The sequence below is a fragment of the Streptomyces sp. NPDC003393 genome, from assembly GCF_053589015.1.
Genome location: NZ_JBSFRB010000028.1, coordinates 1 through 15,160 on the forward strand (window position 1 = coordinate 1; position 15,160 = coordinate 15,160).

At 71.7% G+C, this 15,160-nt stretch carries 14 protein-coding genes and 1 other annotated feature; of the genes, 5 read left to right on the forward strand and 9 right to left on the reverse strand.

Annotation, left to right across the window (positions count from 1 at the left end):
• The first annotated feature begins 1 nt into the window (after position 1).
• On the forward strand, positions 2-1,444 hold the full coding sequence (locus tag ACWDUZ_RS24635; RefSeq protein WP_451633965.1) for an NF041680 family putative transposase: 1,443 nt from the start codon (positions 2-4) through the stop codon (positions 1,442-1,444).
• A gap of 127 nt (positions 1,445-1,571) precedes the next feature.
• On the opposite strand, the gene ACWDUZ_RS24640 is transcribed toward ACWDUZ_RS24635, so the two are convergent.
• Positions 1,572-2,174 carry a nuclear transport factor 2 family protein gene (locus tag ACWDUZ_RS24640; protein ID WP_451633966.1) on the reverse strand — a complete coding sequence of 201 codons (603 nt, stop codon included), beginning with the start codon at positions 2,172-2,174 and terminating at the stop codon, positions 1,572-1,574.
• A gap of 105 nt (positions 2,175-2,279) precedes the next feature.
• Between ACWDUZ_RS24640 and ACWDUZ_RS24645 the strand changes: the two genes are divergently transcribed.
• A complete protein-coding gene (locus ACWDUZ_RS24645; RefSeq protein WP_451633967.1) occupies positions 2,280-3,476 on the forward strand; it encodes an amidohydrolase family protein in 1,197 nt (398 codons plus the stop codon).
• On the opposite strand, the gene ACWDUZ_RS24650 is transcribed toward ACWDUZ_RS24645, so the two are convergent.
• The 4 genes from ACWDUZ_RS24650 to ACWDUZ_RS24665 form a co-directional block, all read right to left on the reverse strand.
• Positions 3,436-3,933, reverse strand: a complete 498-nt coding sequence (locus ACWDUZ_RS24650; protein WP_451633968.1) for a MarR family winged helix-turn-helix transcriptional regulator — start codon at positions 3,931-3,933, stop codon at positions 3,436-3,438. The two genes, ACWDUZ_RS24645 and ACWDUZ_RS24650, sit on opposite strands and share 41 nt — an antisense overlap.
• A gap of 342 nt (positions 3,934-4,275) precedes the next feature.
• A complete protein-coding gene (locus ACWDUZ_RS24655) occupies positions 4,276-5,034 on the reverse strand; it encodes an IS3 family transposase (RefSeq protein ID WP_451633969.1) in 759 nt (252 codons plus the stop codon).
• Positions 4,942-5,070 (reverse strand) — a sequence feature (AL1L pseudoknot). (Overlaps the previous gene by 93 nt.)
• A complete protein-coding gene (locus tag ACWDUZ_RS24660; RefSeq protein ID WP_451633970.1) occupies positions 5,031-5,348 on the reverse strand; it encodes a transposase in 318 nt (105 codons plus the stop codon). Its footprint overlaps the feature before it by 40 nt. Before ACWDUZ_RS24660 ends, ACWDUZ_RS24655 begins: the two co-directional genes overlap by 4 nt.
• A 33-nt stretch (positions 5,349-5,381) precedes the next feature.
• Positions 5,382-5,543 carry a hypothetical protein gene (locus ACWDUZ_RS24665; protein WP_451634057.1) on the reverse strand — a complete coding sequence of 54 codons (162 nt, stop codon included), beginning with the start codon at positions 5,541-5,543 and terminating at the stop codon, positions 5,382-5,384.
• 179 nt (positions 5,544-5,722) lie between these two features.
• On the opposite strand from ACWDUZ_RS24665, the gene ACWDUZ_RS24670 reads away from it, so the two are divergent.
• On the forward strand, positions 5,723-6,385 hold the full coding sequence (locus ACWDUZ_RS24670) for a GntR family transcriptional regulator (RefSeq protein ID WP_451633971.1): 663 nt from the start codon (positions 5,723-5,725) through the stop codon (positions 6,383-6,385).
• A gap of 86 nt (positions 6,386-6,471) precedes the next feature.
• On the forward strand, positions 6,472-7,167 hold the full coding sequence (locus ACWDUZ_RS24675; RefSeq protein ID WP_451633972.1) for an MOSC domain-containing protein: 696 nt from the start codon (positions 6,472-6,474) through the stop codon (positions 7,165-7,167).
• A gap of 54 nt (positions 7,168-7,221) precedes the next feature.
• Here ACWDUZ_RS24675 and ACWDUZ_RS24680 read toward each other — a convergent pair whose 3' ends face one another.
• The 4 genes from ACWDUZ_RS24680 to ACWDUZ_RS24695 all read right to left on the reverse strand — a co-directional run bounded on the left by ACWDUZ_RS24680 (position 7,222) and on the right by ACWDUZ_RS24695 (position 13,988).
• Complete coding sequence (locus ACWDUZ_RS24680; protein WP_451633973.1) at positions 7,222-10,077, reverse strand: FAD-binding and (Fe-S)-binding domain-containing protein; 2,856 nt, start codon at positions 10,075-10,077, stop codon at positions 7,222-7,224.
• A gap of 25 nt (positions 10,078-10,102) precedes the next feature.
• Positions 10,103-11,278 carry an anhydro-N-acetylmuramic acid kinase gene (locus ACWDUZ_RS24685; RefSeq protein WP_451634056.1) on the reverse strand — a complete coding sequence of 392 codons (1,176 nt, stop codon included), beginning with the start codon at positions 11,276-11,278 and terminating at the stop codon, positions 10,103-10,105.
• Positions 11,279-11,409: 131 nt separating this feature from the next.
• Complete coding sequence (locus ACWDUZ_RS24690) at positions 11,410-12,978, reverse strand: sodium:solute symporter (RefSeq protein ID WP_451633974.1); 1,569 nt, start codon at positions 12,976-12,978, stop codon at positions 11,410-11,412.
• Positions 12,979-12,986: 8 nt separating this feature from the next.
• Complete coding sequence (locus ACWDUZ_RS24695; RefSeq protein WP_451633975.1) at positions 12,987-13,988, reverse strand: N-acetylglucosamine kinase; 1,002 nt, start codon at positions 13,986-13,988, stop codon at positions 12,987-12,989.
• A 224-nt stretch (positions 13,989-14,212) separates the two neighbouring features.
• Here ACWDUZ_RS24695 and ACWDUZ_RS24700 point away from each other — a divergent pair, with 224 nt between their 5' ends.
• A complete protein-coding gene (locus ACWDUZ_RS24700) occupies positions 14,213-15,160 on the forward strand; it encodes a MurR/RpiR family transcriptional regulator (protein WP_451633976.1) in 948 nt (315 codons plus the stop codon).

Here is a 15,160-nt window from a genome sequence, read left to right on the forward strand (position 1 = left end):
GGTGAGTCTGCTGCCTGATGCTGTGCGGAGGGAAGCGTTCGCGGAAGCGTCACGCTTCCGGGGCGAGTTCTACGAGTGTCTGACCGCCCGGCGCGATGAGTTGTTCGAGCTGGTGGACGCTGTGCTGTGCGCGGAGGGGGCGGTGAAGTCCCCGGTGGACCTGACGCTGCTGCCTGAGCACCGACGTGGGCACGGAGCGATGTACGGCGGCCTGAATCACGGCCGGATCGACACCGGCCGGCTGCGGACTGTCCTGGCCGGGCTGTCACTCCCGCGTTTCGACGGCGGGCGCCTGGTCCTGGCGGTCGACGTGTCGCCGTGGCTGCGTTCGGACGCGCCGTGCTCGGCGGAACGGCTGTTCTGCCACGTCTACGGCCGCGCGAAGACGGCCTCGCAGTTCATCCCGGGCTGGCCCTACTCCTTCGTGGCCGTGCTGGAGCCAGGGGCCACGTCCTGGACCGCGATCCTGGACGCGGTCCGGCTCGGCCCGGCGGACGACACGACCGCGGTCACCGCCGCCCAGCTCCGGGGAGTCGTCGAGCGGCTCATCACGGCTGGCCAGTGGCGGGCCGGGGACCCGGACATCATGATCGTCGGCGATGCCGGATACGACGTCACCCGCCTGGCCTGGGTCCTGCGCGACCTGCCCGTCGAGATGGTCGGCCGTGTCCGCTCCGACCGCGTCATGCGTCTGCCGAAACCACCCAGGATGCACGGCGTCAACGGCCGGCCTCCCAAGCACGGCCCGGAATTCCGCTTCGCCAAGCCGGAGACCTGGCCCGAGCCCGCGATCACCACCGTCACCGCCACCACCAACTACGGCAAAGCTCGGACCCAGGCATGGGACCGGGTCCACCCCCGGCTCACCCACCGCTCTTCCTGGCTCGACCACGACGGTGAACTGCCCCTGGTCGAGGGAACCTTGATCCGGCTGAACGTCGAGCACCTGTCGAAGGACCGGGACGCTCCACCGGTCTGGCTCTGGTCCTCGAGGACCGGCGCCGCCCCGGACGACGTGGACCGCTGCTGGCAGGCGTTCCTCCGCCGCTTCGACCTGGAACACACCTTCCGCTTCGCGAAGCAGACCCTCGGCTGGACCACTCCGAAACTCCGCAGCCCGGAGGCGGCGGACCGCTGGACCTGGATCCTGATCGTCGCTCACACCCAACTCCGGCTCGCCCGTCCCCTCGCCGCCGACCTCCGCCGCCCGTGGGAGAAGCCCACCGCCTCCGACAGGCTTACGCCCGCCCGGGTCCGCCGGGGGTTCAGGAACATCCGCGCTCACCTCGCCCGCCCGGCCCGTGTTCCCCAACCCCGAGGCGCCGGCCCCGGACGCCCACCCGGCACCAAGAACAGACACCGGGCACCCCGCTACGACGTCGGCAAAACCGTCAAACGCCCCGAGACCCTCAAGGCCATCGGCAAACCCGGAAGATCTTGGTAGATAAAGAACAAGCTTAGCGTCGGATAATCCGTGTCGCATCGGGAGCCAAGCCCGGCCCTCAGGGAGTACCCGAACGGAAATTAGCGGTAGCCGCTGACCCGGATCATGGTCTGTTGGACCATGGGGTTCAGCGCGGTTGCGGCAGGCCGGCCCAGGTGTAGGCGTCGTTGTAGAGGGTGGTGAGGTCGGCTGGCCGGTCGATGCCGTAGCGATCGTTGGGGACGGTGTAGCCACGTTCGGTCATCCACAGGCTCAGCATGCGGTAGGACGGCCGGCGCCCTTGCAGGTCTTCGTGGATCAAAGGGACGGTAGCCGCAGGGTTGACCGGGGTCATCGTGTCGTGGTCGAAGATCGCGACCGTCGCGTCCAGCCGCCAGGCGTCCCCTTCCCGTTCGGCGCGGTGCAGCATCCGCAGGTGCGCGGTGAGGTCGGTCTCGACGCCGCGGAAGGTGCCGCGCATCTCGATGGTCATCGGCATCTCGGCGATCGCACGAATGCCGTTGATGTCGATGACAGGCAATCCGAGGCGGTGGTTGGACGGGGTCTGCTCGAACACCCGCTTGGACACCTCGATGTAGTCCGCCGCGGTGCCGTCGAACCAGCTGGTCTGGATGGTCGCCTCCGCTGTGTAGCACCGCTCGAGGACCGACCACCAGCCCCGGTCGCGGGCTTGCCGCTCGTGGGTGAGCAGAGACAACACCCTCGTCAGCTCGGAGTCAGTTCCGGACATGAGCCGCATCTCCTTCAGTCGGATCAAAGCCTGGTCGCGTCGCCTTGACACTCTTCCCGTAACATCTATGGTTCAGTATATACCAACCAATGCATAGGAGTACTCATGACACGCTATGTCATCGAGGGTGCCCAGGTGTTCGACGGTGAGCAGATGATCGGCATGCGGACCGTGGAAGTGGAAGGCTCGCGAATCGTCGCGGTCGGCGAACCCGGTGGGTCCGGGCCTGCCGCGGCCGAGCGGATCGAGGGCAGCGGCGCGACCCTGCTGCCCGGCCTGATCGACACGCACACCCATTCCGACGTGGAGACACTCGGCCACGCCCTGCGGTTCGGAGTGACCACCGAGCTGGACCTGTTCTCCTTCCCGCACCAGATGGACGAGGTGCGCCGCGCCGCCGCAGAGCGGACCGACATCGCGGATGTCCGTTCGGCCTCAGTAGGCCTAACGGCACCCGGCGGACACCCGACCCAGCTGCGCGGCAGCCGCAACGACCCGGAGCTGCCGGTGGTCACCCGCGCCGAGGACGCCGCCGGCTTCGTCGACGAGCGGATCGCGGAAGGCGCGGACTACATCAAGGTGATGATCGAAAGAGGCGAGACGCTCGGAAAGGACGTGCCCGTCGTCGAAGACAGCGTCGTCCGGGCGGCGGTGACCGCCGCGCACGAGCGCGACCGCATGGTGATCGCCCACGCCCTGACCATCGAGACGACCCGGCGGGCGCTGGCCGCCGGTGTCGACGGGTTCGCGCACCTGTTCATCGACGGCCCGTGCCCGCCCGACCTCCTGGAGGCGATCCGCGCGGCAGGGGTGTTCGTCACCCCGACACTGAACCTGCTGGCCTCGCTCACCGGCCAGCACCTCGGTGCCGACCTGGCGCGCGACAACCGCGTCACCGCCGTCCTGCCCCAGCCCTGGCTGGACAACCTCAGCCGCGAGTTCAACACCTATCCCGACGGGGATTTCACCGCCGCCCTAGCCACGGTGAAGGCCCTGCACGCCGCCGGCGTCCCGATCCTCGCCGGCTCCGACGCCAACCAGCTCCACGCCCTCGGCATGGCCCACGGGGCGAGCCTTCACGGCGAACTGCGACTGCTCGTCCGGGCCGGACTCACCCCGACCGAGGCACTACGGGCCGCCACCAGCCTGCCCGCCGCAACGTTCGGCCTCCACGACCGCGGCCGCATCACGCCGGGCGCACGCGCCGATCTGCTGCTGGTCCAGGGCGATCCCACCAGCAGGATCGAGGACGCCCTGTCGATCAAGGACGTGTGGCGGAGCGGATCCCGAACCGTTCGCTGAGATCGTCGTGCGACCCGGACGACTTTGGAAGGGCGGCCTGCGCGACCGACTCAAGCGCAGTCCGTAGGGCCTGACGGGCCTGATCACTGAGACCGGCGAGCAGCCGGGTCATCACATCCTCGACAGTGCGGTTGCAACGTTGCACGAGCTCGTCGCCCTCCGGAGTGATCCGGTGCAGGATCGCCTTGCCCGTGCCGGGCCTGCGTTCGAGCAACCCTCGCCGCTGCAGACGGGCGACCACCGCACCCGCGGACTGATCGGACTGCCCGACGAAGACTGCCAGCGCATGGGTCGAGGAATCAGGCTCGGTCGCGACGGCGTACAGCATCCCCCACTGCGGCAACGTCAGCCCCGCCTCGGCGAGCGCGGCTTCGCAGGCCACCTGCTTGCGCAACTGCGCCCGCCGCAGGAGCATCGCGATATCCACGCCACTGGGGACATCCTGATCAGTTGTCATCCCCCCAGTCTAGAACCATCCCCTACTCCTTATATATAAACTCGTAGATGCGGGTCGGCTGGGAATAGCGGCCAGGCAACAGCGACTCGCCCGACATCCTCGGCCTCTACGCCCTCCGCACTTCCGGCCGCGTCCAGGCCGAGCTGTCCCGTCGCAAACGATCAAGTCCGTGGCCGTGGCTGTGACCTGCGACGACCAGGAGACGGAGTCAGCCAGCGCGTCTCAGCCCGGATCCAGGCTCTTATCAGGTCACGTCCGGCCGGCGGCAGCGTTTGCTGCGTGCCCGGCCGGACGGTCGACAGATCAACGCCAGGACACCCTCAGGGTCGGTCGTAGCAAGAGTCAGACCGTCACGGCCGGGGCCACCGAATCCTTGCGGGATCCGGTGCCAAGAGACTGACAGTCGTACGAGTCACCCTTGGAGCCGACCGAGGCCACGGCGGCCTCGTGTTCGAGACGTTCGGTGTAGCGCAGAGCCCGGTATTGGACTCCGCGGTCGGAGTGGTGCGTGAGGCCGGTGAGGTCGGCGCCGGTGTGTCGGCGGCGCCAGATCGCCATCTCCAGCGCGTCGAGGGCGAGGTCGGTGTAGAGGGAGGTGGCGACCTGCCAGCCGACGACCATACGGGAGAAGACGTCAATGACGAAGGCGGCGTAGACCCAGCCGGAGAAGGTTCTGATGTAGGTGATGTCCGCGACCCATAGCTGGTTCGGCGCACTCACGGTGAACTGCCGCTCGACCAAGTCGGCGGGCCGGTCGGTCTCGGGTGCGGGGCGGGTGGTGCGTGGGCTCTTGGCCCGGATCACCCCGCGCAGACCGGCCGCGCGCATGAGGCGCTCGACCGTGCAGCGGGCCACCTCGAACCCCTCGCGCTGGAGGGCGGCGTGGACCTTGCGGGCCCCGTAGACGCTGTAGTTGGCCCCGCGGATCCGGCGTATCTCCCTGGTGATCTCCTCGTCTCGCAGACTGCGGGCCGAGGGCGGGCGGGTGCGGGCGGCGTAGTAGGTGCTCGGCGCGATCGGCGCGTCCGTCTCAGCGAGGACGTCGCAGATCGGCTGGACGCCGAACGTCTCCTTGTACTGGTCGATGTAGGCGACCTTCATCGCAGTGGACGGTCCAGCTCCGCGGCGAAGAAAGCCGAGGCAGACTTCAATATCGCGTTCGCCCGCCGTAGTTCCTTCACCTCCCGCTCCAGCTCCGCGATCCGAGCGGCGTCACCGCTGGTGGTCCCGGGCACGATGCCCTCATCGGTCTCCGCCCGCTTGACCCAGCCGCGCAGAGCCTCGGGGTGCACGTCCAGCTGGTCGGCGATCCGCTTGATCGCACCGGCACGACCGGCCGGGTCCTTGCGGGCCTCGACCGCCAGACGCGTGGCACGCTCGCGCAGTTCGTCGGGATACTTACGGGGAGCAGCCATGATCGGCATCCTTCCGGGTCTTCGATGTCTCCATCAAACCCGGGGCGATTCAGCGGTGGCCAGGCCGTGCCCGCCGGCGCCGACGACGACCACGTCGTACGACGGCCTGGGGTCGGGGTTGCGCCACAGGAAGACCGGGAGCTCGGGAGGGACGTCACCGGGCGTGGCGGGAACGTCGGCGTACCGGCGCGTCACCGAGGACCTTCTTGTGCCGAGAGGTGCGGGCCGGGGGTGTGGACAGTCATGGGAACTCCCTCGAACGAGGCCGGACGGCCACTGGTCGTCGACTGATGGGAGACTGAAAGGAAACTGATATATCAACTGCCGTGTCGCGATACGCTAGGAGGATGGATCGGGCCGCGTCAAGGGAGGATGTGAGCGTGACGTCGACGACCTCCGCCGCCGGGCGACCCGGAACGCTGGCCGACCAGGCCTATCGCGCCATCGCGGACCGCCTGGTGACCCTCCGGATCCGTCCCGGGCAACCCGTCAACGACGACCGGATCGCCGCCGAACTCGGCTTCGGGCGCACCCCCGTCCGCGAGGCGCTCAAGCGGCTGGAACACGAACGCCTCATCGTCGCCTACCCCCGGCGCGGCACCTTCGCCACCGAGGTGCAGATCGCCGATCTCGGCCATATCTCCGAGGTACGCCTCCAACTGGAGCCCCTCGCCGCGGGCCTGGCCGCCGAACGGGCGAGCGAGGCCGACCGCGCCGGACTCACCCGGCTGCTCACGCAGTTGGCGAAGTCCCCCGACCGCGACGAGAACGAGCTGATCCGGCTCGACATGACCCTGCACCGGGCGATCTACGCCGCCACCCGCAACCCCTACCTCGAGGACACCCTGATCCGGTACGACAACCTGGCCACGCGGATCTGGTGCCTCTTCCTCGACCGGCTGCCGGGACTCGCGGGGCATGTGCACGAGCACGGACCACTGCTGCGCGCCGTCGTCGACCGCGACGCGGAGAAGGCCCGGGCGCTCGCCGCCGCCCACGTGGAGGGCTTCGAGACGGCGATCCGCGGCGTCATCTGACGACCGGGATACGGTGATCGTCGTACCTGCCCGCGGCAGGCGTGGGCGGTGGTGGTCGGAGCACCGCGAGACGAGGGGGGCGATGGATGCGGGTCGAACAGATATGGCGGTATCCGGTGAAGTCGGTGGGCGGTGAGCCGCTGACCGCCGCAGCGGTCGGTCCGCTGGGCGTCGAGGGGGACCGGGGTGTCGCCGTTCGCGACGAGCGGGACGAGGTCACCTGGGCCGGTGCGGTGCCCGCGCTGATGCGGGTGCGGGCGGTCGCGGTCGGGCCGGGACTGGCCGAGCTGATCCTGCCCGACGGCCGGCGGTTCCGCTCCGACGCGCCGGACGCCGCCGACCGGCTCAGTGCCGCCGTCCAGGCCCGCGTCACGCTGGCCCGGCACCGGCCTGCGCATCCTCCGCAGGCCGCGCTGCACGTGATGACGACGACGGCGCTGCGCAGCCTGGCAGCGGCGCTGCCGGACAGTGCGCTGGACGCCAGCCGGTTCCGGCCCAACCTGGTGCTCCACGGGGTGCAGGGGGAAGGCGACCGGGACGACACGGGCGGGTACCCCGAACACGGCTGGATCGGCCGGCGCATGGCCATCGGTTCGCTGCGGTTGCGCTTCACCGAGGGATGCGACCGCTGCGTCATGATCACCAAGGAGACCCCGAGCGTCCCGCACGACCGCTCCGTGCTGCGCTGGGTCGCCCGCGAACTGGGCAATAACCTCGGCGTGTACGCGGCGGTCGAGGCACCGGGCCGGGTCCGTGTCGGGGACACGGCGCGCTGGCTCTGAGGGCCGGTCCTCCCGCCCCCTGCGGGCCCGCGCGGCGGGCCCGCGCCGGCCCGCTCAGGCGGTGGCCTCGTCGAGGAGTTCCAGTACGTGCCGGTAGGGGCGGCCGGTGGCCCGGGTCATGCCCATCTCGCAGGTGCGGTTGCAGGAGGCGTACGCGTCGTAGCTGCCCGCGGTGATCTCGGCCGCCTGCGCCGACGTCGCCGCCGCGGTGATCTCCGGGTGGAGCAGGCCGCGGTCGCCGGCGAACGCGCAGCAGCCCCAGTTGTCGGGAACGGTGACCGCGTCGCTCACGGCCGCGGCCACGGCGCGCAGCGAGCCGTCGATGCCCAGGTGGACGGTGGAGCAGGTGGGATGCAGGGCGAGGCTGCCCAGGCGGCGCGGTTCGGGCAGGGCGGGCAGCAGGTGCTCGGCGGTGAACACGACGCTGTCGACGAAGCGCAGAGAGGCGAAGCGGGCGCGGTCCGGTTCCGGGACCGCGTCGAGCAGTTGCTCCAGGCCGTGGGTGCACGAGGAGGCGTCGCAGACCACGGGCAGGCGGCCGTGGCCGCTCGCCTCCCACAGCGCCTCGAGCGTGCGGGCGGCCATGGTGCGGTGCCCGGCGGTGTACCCCTTGGACTGCCAGGGTGTGCCGCAGCACAGGTCCGCCAGCCCGGTGGGCACGGTGACGGGAACGCCCGCCCGTTCGCACAGCCGCAGGAAGGCGGCCGCCGCGCCCTTGGTTTCTCCGGTGGCCGCCTCGGGGGCGAAGACGCTGCCGATGCAGGCGGCGAAGAACACCGCGCGCGCGTCCGCGGGCCGCCGGGGCGCGGGGCGGGCCGGACCGCCGCGCGGGATGTCGTCGGTCCAGGCGGGCACCAGCTCCCCCGCCCCGAGCCGCCGGACCGCTCCGGTGGCGGCACGCAGTGCGGGGACGGGCAGGACGTGCGCGGTGTCCAGCGCGGCGCGCACGCCCTTGACCGCCGTTCCCCAGTGCCGGGCCGCGGCGTTCCCGGCGCGCTGCGCGGTGGCGCCGTGGCGTTCGGCGCGCAGGCGCTTCATGACCGCGCCGGTGTCGATGGTGACCGGGCAGGCGGTGACGCACAGGCTGTCGGCCGCGCAGCTGTCGACGGCCGCGTAGGTGTAGTCGTCCTCCAGGGCGCGGCGGCGTTCGTCGTCTCCGGCGGCGGTGGCCAGCGCGATCTCGCGCTGGAGGGCGATGCGCTGGCGGGGTGTCGTGGTGACGTCGGCGGTGGGGCAGACGGGCTCGCAGTAGCCGCACTCCACGCACGCGTCCACGGCGGGGTCCACCTTGGGCACGCTCTTGAGGCTGCGCAGGTGTGCGGCCGGGTCGTCCTCCAGGAGGACACCGGGGTTGAGGACGCCGTGCGGGTCGCACAGGTGCTTCAGCTCGCGCATGATGTCGTGCAGTTCGTCGCCGTACTGCCGGCGGACGAAGGGGGCCATGGCGCGGCCGGTGCCGTGCTCGGCCTTGAGCGTGCCGCCGGCATCCAGGACCAGGTCGACCATGGCGTCGGTGAACCGGGCGTAGCGTTCGGTCTCCTGGGCGGAGTCGAAGTCCTGGGTGAGCATGAAGTGCAGGTTGCCGTCGCGGGCGTGGCCGAAGATCACCGCGTCCTGGTAGCCGTGCCGGTCGAAGAGGCCGATCAGGCCCTCGCAGGTGCCGGTCAGCCGTTCCATCGGCACCGCGATGTCCTCCAGGAGCGCGGTGGTGCCGGGGCGGCGGGCGCCCGCGACCGCGGTGTACAGGCCCTTGCGCAGGTGCCAGAGCCGGGCCCGGACGCGCGGGTCGCGCACGAGGGAGGTGCCGGTGACGGCGGGCAGGCGGTCCAGGACCGGCTGCGCGGTCGCCACCGTCTCCTGGAGCAGTTCGGCGCTGTCCTCGGCGAACTCGACCAGCAGGGCGGCGTGCCGTTCGACGCGCAGGCCGCGCAGTTCCTCCACGGGATCCGGGGACTGCTGGGCCACGCGCAGCGACGCCGCGTCCAGGAGTTCGGCGGTGCGGGCGCCCGCGGCCAGCAGTGCGGGCAGCGCGTCGGTGGCGTCGGCGAGTGAGGGCAGCACCAGCAGGCCGGTGGCGGTGTGCGGCAACAGGGGAACGGTGCGGAAGACGGCTTCGCCCACGAAACCCAGGGTGCCCTCGCTGCCGATCATGAGGTGGGCGAGGATGTCGGCCGGCTCGGTGTGGTCCAGGAACGAGTTCAGGCCGTATCCCATGGTGTTCTTCATGGAGAACAGCCGCTCGAGGGTGGCGCGTGAGCCGGCCGAGTCGCGGATGCGGTCGCGCAGCCGCAGCAGTCCCGCGTGCAGTTCGGGCTCCTTGGCGCGCAGCGCCTGGTCGGCGTCGGGGGCCGCGGTGTCGACCACGGTGCCGGAGGGCATCACGAACTGCAGGGACTCCATGGTCCGGTAGGCGTTGTCCCGGGTGCCGCAGTTCATGCCGCTGGAGTTGTTGGCCACCAGGCCGCCGATGGTGCAGGCGGACTCGCTCGCCGGGTCGGGGCCGAGCCGGCGGCCGTACCGGGCGAGGCGCGCGTTGGCCTGACGTACCGTCAGGCCCGGTTGCAGCCGGATGCGCCGGCCCTCGTCGAGGACCTCGGCGGTGCGCCAGTGGCTGCGGACGTCCACGAGGATGCCGTCGCCCCCGGCCTGCCCGGCCAGGCTGGTGCCGCCCGAGCGCAGGGTCAGCGGCAGTCCGGCGGCGCGCGCCCCGGCCATCAGGGCGCCGACCTCGGTCGCGGACGCGGCGCGCACGACGGCCCGGGGTGTGAACAGGTACGGCGAGGCGTCGTGGGCGGCCGCGATGCGGCGGGGCAGGTCGGTGCTCACCCGGGCCGGGTCGCTGACGCACCCGGCGAGGAGTTCGGCGAGACCGGCGGCCGGGGCGGCAGGTGTGGCGGCGGTGCGGCTCATGGGTCCTCGGTGCTGGAGTGGGGTGTCAGGGGGCGATCCGCAGCAGCCGCGGCGGACGTGCGGCGGGTTCGGGCAGACGCAGCGGTCCCCGGCCGGGGGTGATGCTGCCCAGCAGTGTGGCCCGGCGCGCTCCGGTGCCGGACGTCAGTGTGCCGGGCAGGCCGTGGGCCGTGAGGAAGCCGAGGACCGCGAAGGCGAGGGCCTCCTTGGCGTCGGAGGGCAGGCCCAGGTCGTCGCTGGGGCGCAGCGGCACGCCGGGCAGTTCCTCGGCGATCATGCGCATCAGCACGGGGTTGCGCGTGCCGCCGCCGGAGGCGACCAGTTCGGTGACCCCGTGGGCGCGGCACGCGTCGGCGACGGTGACGGCGGTCAGCCGGGTCAGGGTGGCGATCACGTCGTCCGCTTCGGGGGCCGGCGTGGGCAGCGCGTCCAGCGCGTTGTGCAGGTAGGGCAGGTGGAAGTGTTCCTTGCCGGTGCTCTTCGGGGCGGGCCTGCGGTAGTAGGGGTCGTCCAGCAGGATGCGGAGCAGCTCGGGGTGAGTGTGTCCGGCGGCTGCCCTGCGTCCGTCCTCGTCGTAGGCGGCGGCGCCGTCGGTGAAGTGCCGTACGGCCGCGTCGAGCAGGGCGTTGGCCGGTCCGGTGTCGAAGGCCAGCGGCTCGGCTCCGGGGACGAGGACGGTGATGTTGGCGATGCCGCCGAGATTGAGGGCCGCGGGTGTGCCGGGGAGGCCGCGCAGCAGCAGGGTGTCGGTCATGCCGACCAGCGGGGCGCCCTGCCCGCCCGCGGCCACGTCCCTGCTGCGCAGGTCGGACACGACGGGGAGGCCGGTGGCCTCGGCGATCCAGGCGGGCTGTCCGAGCTGGAGCGTGCCGCGGACGGTGCCGTCCTCGACCCAGTGGTGCATGGTCTGGCCGTGGGAGACCACGAGGTCGGCGGTGCCGTCGCACAGCTCGCGCAGGGCGCGCTCGGCGGCGCCGGCGAAGGCCTGGCCGATGCCGGTGTCCAGGGCGCAGATGTCCTGGGTGGTCGTGGCGGCCGGCGGGAGGGTGGCGGCGATCAGGTCCCGCAGTGCGTCCGGGTAGGGGACGGACAGGTGGCCGAGGAAACGCAGCAGCAGGGTGTCGGCGTCCAGGGTGAGGTCCGCGGCGGCGGCCTCGATGGCGTCGTAGGAGGTGCCCGACATCAGGCCGATCACACGCACGGCGTCTCCCGGGGTTCGTTCCGCCACGCCGGCGGGGTCGGTTGTGACACGGCTGTCTCCTTCGGAGGGCGGTGCGGGGCCGGAATGCCGCCGCGGGGCCGCCGTGGCGGCGGCCCCGCGGCGGGCGGTGGTCAGTCCCGGCCGGCGGCCACGACGCGGTCGGGGCCCAGCCCCGGCTCGTCGTCGGCCGCGGGGACCTCGGCGATCTCGGGGGCGCGGTGGAACAGGCTCATCACGCCGCCGACGACCAGGGTGACGACGACGCCGATCGGCACCAGCCACTGGGCGGCGATCGCCGTGGGCACGGTGGCGCCGGCCACGTGCACGTCGATCTTCACGCCGCGCACGATGTACGTCATGAGGCCGACCGTCACCAGGAACGCCACGATGGAGTCGACCTCGTTGGCACGGCGGACGAGCCGGCCGAGCAGGAACGCGCCGAGCAGCGCGCCGTAGGTGTAGCCGGCGATGGTCAGACCGGTGAGGTAGACGTTGCCGGTGCTGGTGCTGAAGGCGCAGGCGAAGATCGCCATCAGTACCGCCCACACGAGCGTCATCACGCGGGCGAGCTTGAGCAGGAACTCCTCGGAGGGCGTGCCGCGGAAGAAGCTGTGGATGATGTCGGCGACCGTCGAGTTCGACATGGAGTTCAGCGCCGAGGACAGCGAGCCCATCGCGGCGCCGAGGATGCCGGCGACGAGCAGGCCGGAGATCACCACGGGCAGCCCGTGCAGGATGAAGTTCGGGTAGAGGTTGTCGGCGCTGGTCAGACCCAGGTCCTTGAAGCTCTTGCCCTGGTTGTAGGACCACAGCAGGGCTCCGACGAGGGAGAAGGCGGCGAACTGCAGGGTGACGAAGACACCCGAGGCGATCATGGCCTTCTGGCCGTCGCGCAGCGAGCGGGTGGCCAGGACGCGCTGGACGATCAGCTGGTCGGAGCCGTGGCTGGCCATCGCGAAGATCGCGCCGCCGATGATCGCGGTCGGCAGGGCGAACGGGCTGGTGAGCACGTGCGCGAGGTCGAAGTTGGTGTCGAAGAGCTTGAAGTGGCCGGTGTGCAGGGCGTTCGAGAATCCGTCACCGCCGACGTGGCCGGAGAGCACGGCGATGGCGAGGATCGCGCCGCCGAGGTACAGGCCCATCTGGATGGCGTCGGTCCAGATGACGGCCTTGATGCCGCCGAGGTAGGTGTAGACGACGGTGATCAGGGTGAGCACGATGATGATGGCCCGGTAGCCGGCGTGCACGCCGAACTCGTCGAGCAGCAGCTTGATCGGGATCGCGGAGGCGAACAGGCGGACGCCCTCCGCGAGGAGCCGGGTGAAGACGAAGGTCACCGAGGCGAGACCCTGGAGTTTCAGCCCGAACCTGCTGCCCAGGTACTGGTAGGCGCTGACGAAGCCGCCGCGCTTGTAGAGCGGGATCAGCACGGTCGCCACCACCACGCGGCCGATGACGTATCCCAGCGCGAGTTCGACGTTGCCGAAGCCCTGTCCGCTGTAGGCGCCGCCGGGGACGCTGATCACGGTGAGCACACTGGTCTCGGTGGCCACCACGGAGAACGAGACGGTCCACCACGGCATGTGTCCTTCGCCGACGAAGTAGTCCTTCGCCGTCTTCTGGCGGCCGGCCAGGCGCAGTCCGATCACGGCGATCGCCACCAGATAGACGACGACCACCACGAGGTCGAGTTGGCGCACGCTTACTCCTAGGCAGTGGCCGGCGGGGTCGCCGGCCGGGTGGGGACAGGGGACGGGGACGTCGTCCGGCGCAGGCGGACGACGTGGGGTTCGTGCGGTGCCGACGTGTTCAGCGCCAGCAGGCGGGCACCGTCCAGCGGGTCCCCGAGCGGGGGCCGCAGGTGCAGGGGGTGCGGGGAGGCGGCGAGTGCCGAGCGCAGCGGGCCGAGGAGCGGTTCGCCGAGGCCGGTGAGCCCGCCCGTGACGGTGACGGGGAGGGCGTCGCCGCCGATGCGGCGGGCGGCGGCGGTCACCGCCGCACCGAGTGCGGTGGCGGCGTCCTGGATGATCGCGGCTGCGGCGGCGTCACCCGCGGCGGCCGTGCGGGCCACGTCCGGGGCGAAGGAGGCCGCGGTGCGGGCCGGATTCCCGTCCCGCCCGACCGCCGAGGGCAGCCGGTCCGGGTCGCCGAAGCGCTCCGCGGCGGCGGCCAGCAGCGCCGTGTCCGGTCCGCGTCCGTCGTGGGCGCGGAGCGCTGCCCGCAGTCCGGCGGCGCCGATCCAGGCACCGCTGCCCTCGTCGCCGAGCCAGGGGCCCCAGCCGTCGACGCGGGCGTAGGAGCCGTGGTCGCCGATGCCGACGGCGACCGATCCGGTGCCGATCGCGAGCACGACACCGGTGCTGCCGCCGAGGGCGCCCGCATGGGCGGTGACCGCGTCGCTGGTGACGGCCACCTCGTCCGCGGGCAGGTCGTGCAGGAGCAGACCGGCCAGTTCGCGAGCCGCCTCCGGTGCGGTGGCCGCACCCGCCGCGCCCACGCAGAGCGCCGCCAGCCGGGACGGCGGCTGCCCTTCCAGAAGTGGCAGGACGGCGGCGCGCACGGCGGCCAGGGCCCTCGCCACACCGTCGTCGGCGGCGAGCCCGGGGGCTCCGGGCACTTCGTGGACGTGGGAGACGGAACCGGTGCCGTCGTGCCACAGCACGGCACGGCAGCCGGTCTTGCCCAGGTCCACCGCCACTGCTGCTGTCATGCGCCACGCCTTCGTGTCTTCGGGGATCCGCCGCGTCCGGCGCGGTCACGGACGGCCGGCGGATGCCGGGGACCGGTGACCGGTACGGACGCGGTCCAGCGAGTATCGGAAGGCCAACATCCGGATGTCAATAAGTAACTTCAGGCAATTCAGTGCGTAACTTTTTGACGAAGCGTCCGGCGCATGGTTAACGTGTCGCCCAGCCACTGTGAAGGGAACCTCCCATGGCCCGCCAGGAACCACCCCGTGGACCAGCCCAGCCGGCGCAGGACGCCTCCCCCGCCGCGACCCTGGCGCGCATCCACGCGGCACTGCCCTCCCTGCCCCCTTCGGAACGTCGGGTGGCCGAGGCCGTACTGAGCGATCCGGCACAGGCGTCGGAACTGTCCATCAGTGCGCTCGCCGGGCGTGCCGCCACATCCGTGGCCACCGTGATGCGCTTCTGCCGGACCATAGGGATCGGCAACTACCCCCAGTTGCGCCTCACCCTGGCCGCGGCCGCGGCCCGTGAGAGCGCCCTCGGCGGGGAGCGTCCCGCGCCGAGCACCGACATCAGCGCCACGGACACGCTCGGCGAGATCGTCAGCAAGATCATCTACAACGAGGTGCGTGCCCTGGAGGACTCCGGGGAGGAGCTGGACATCGAGGTGTTGCGGGGCGCCGTCGACGCCGTGGCGGCGGCCCGGCGGATCGACATCTTCGGCGTCGGGGCCAGCGCGTTCGTCGGCCAGGACCTGCACCAGAAGCTGCACCGCATCGGCCGCATGGCGTTCGTCTGGACCGACCGGCACGCCGCCCTCACCGCCACCGCGCTCCTCGGCCCGGGTGACGTCGCCCTGGCCATCTCCCACTCCGGGGAGACCGAGGACACCGTCGAACCCCTCCAGGCCGCCGCCGACCGCGGCGCCACCACCATCGCCCTGACCAACGTGTCGCGCTCCACCCTCGCTCGGAGCGCGGACCTCGTGCTGACGACCTGCGCCCGGGAGACCCCCTTCCGCTCGGGCGCGACCGTCAGCCGCATCGCCCAGCTCGCCGTCATCGACTGCCTGTTCGTCGGCGTCGCCCAGCGCTCCTTCGACGCCACGACCGCGGCGCTGGAGAAGACGTACCGGGCGGTCTACCGCCGCAGGCGCCCGCAGGCGCAGCGCCGCGCCCCGGCCGGCGACTGA

Excerpts from the sequence above, each read along its gene's own strand:
- ACWDUZ_RS24680 (WP_451633973.1), bottom strand. The coding sequence starts at position 10,077 with ATGAGCCGCACCGCCGCCACACCTGCCGCCCCGGCCGCCGGTCTCGCC.
- ACWDUZ_RS24650 (WP_451633968.1), bottom strand. The coding sequence starts at position 3,933 with ATGACAACTGATCAGGATGTCCCCAGTGGCGTGGATATCGCGATGCTC.
- ACWDUZ_RS24660 (WP_451633970.1), bottom strand. The coding sequence starts at position 5,348 with ATGGCTGCTCCCCGTAAGTATCCCGACGAACTGCGCGAGCGTGCCACG.
- ACWDUZ_RS24640 (WP_451633966.1), bottom strand. The coding sequence starts at position 2,174 with ATGTCCGGAACTGACTCCGAGCTGACGAGGGTGTTGTCTCTGCTCACC.
- ACWDUZ_RS24655 (WP_451633969.1), bottom strand. The coding sequence starts at position 5,034 with ATGAAGGTCGCCTACATCGACCAGTACAAGGAGACGTTCGGCGTCCAG.
- ACWDUZ_RS24645 (WP_451633967.1), top strand. The coding sequence starts at position 2,280 with ATGACACGCTATGTCATCGAGGGTGCCCAGGTGTTCGACGGTGAGCAG.
- ACWDUZ_RS24675 (WP_451633972.1), top strand. The coding sequence starts at position 6,472 with ATGCGGGTCGAACAGATATGGCGGTATCCGGTGAAGTCGGTGGGCGGT.
- ACWDUZ_RS24695 (WP_451633975.1), bottom strand. The coding sequence starts at position 13,988 with ATGACAGCAGCAGTGGCGGTGGACCTGGGCAAGACCGGCTGCCGTGCC.
- ACWDUZ_RS24700 (WP_451633976.1), top strand. The coding sequence starts at position 14,213 with ATGGCCCGCCAGGAACCACCCCGTGGACCAGCCCAGCCGGCGCAGGAC.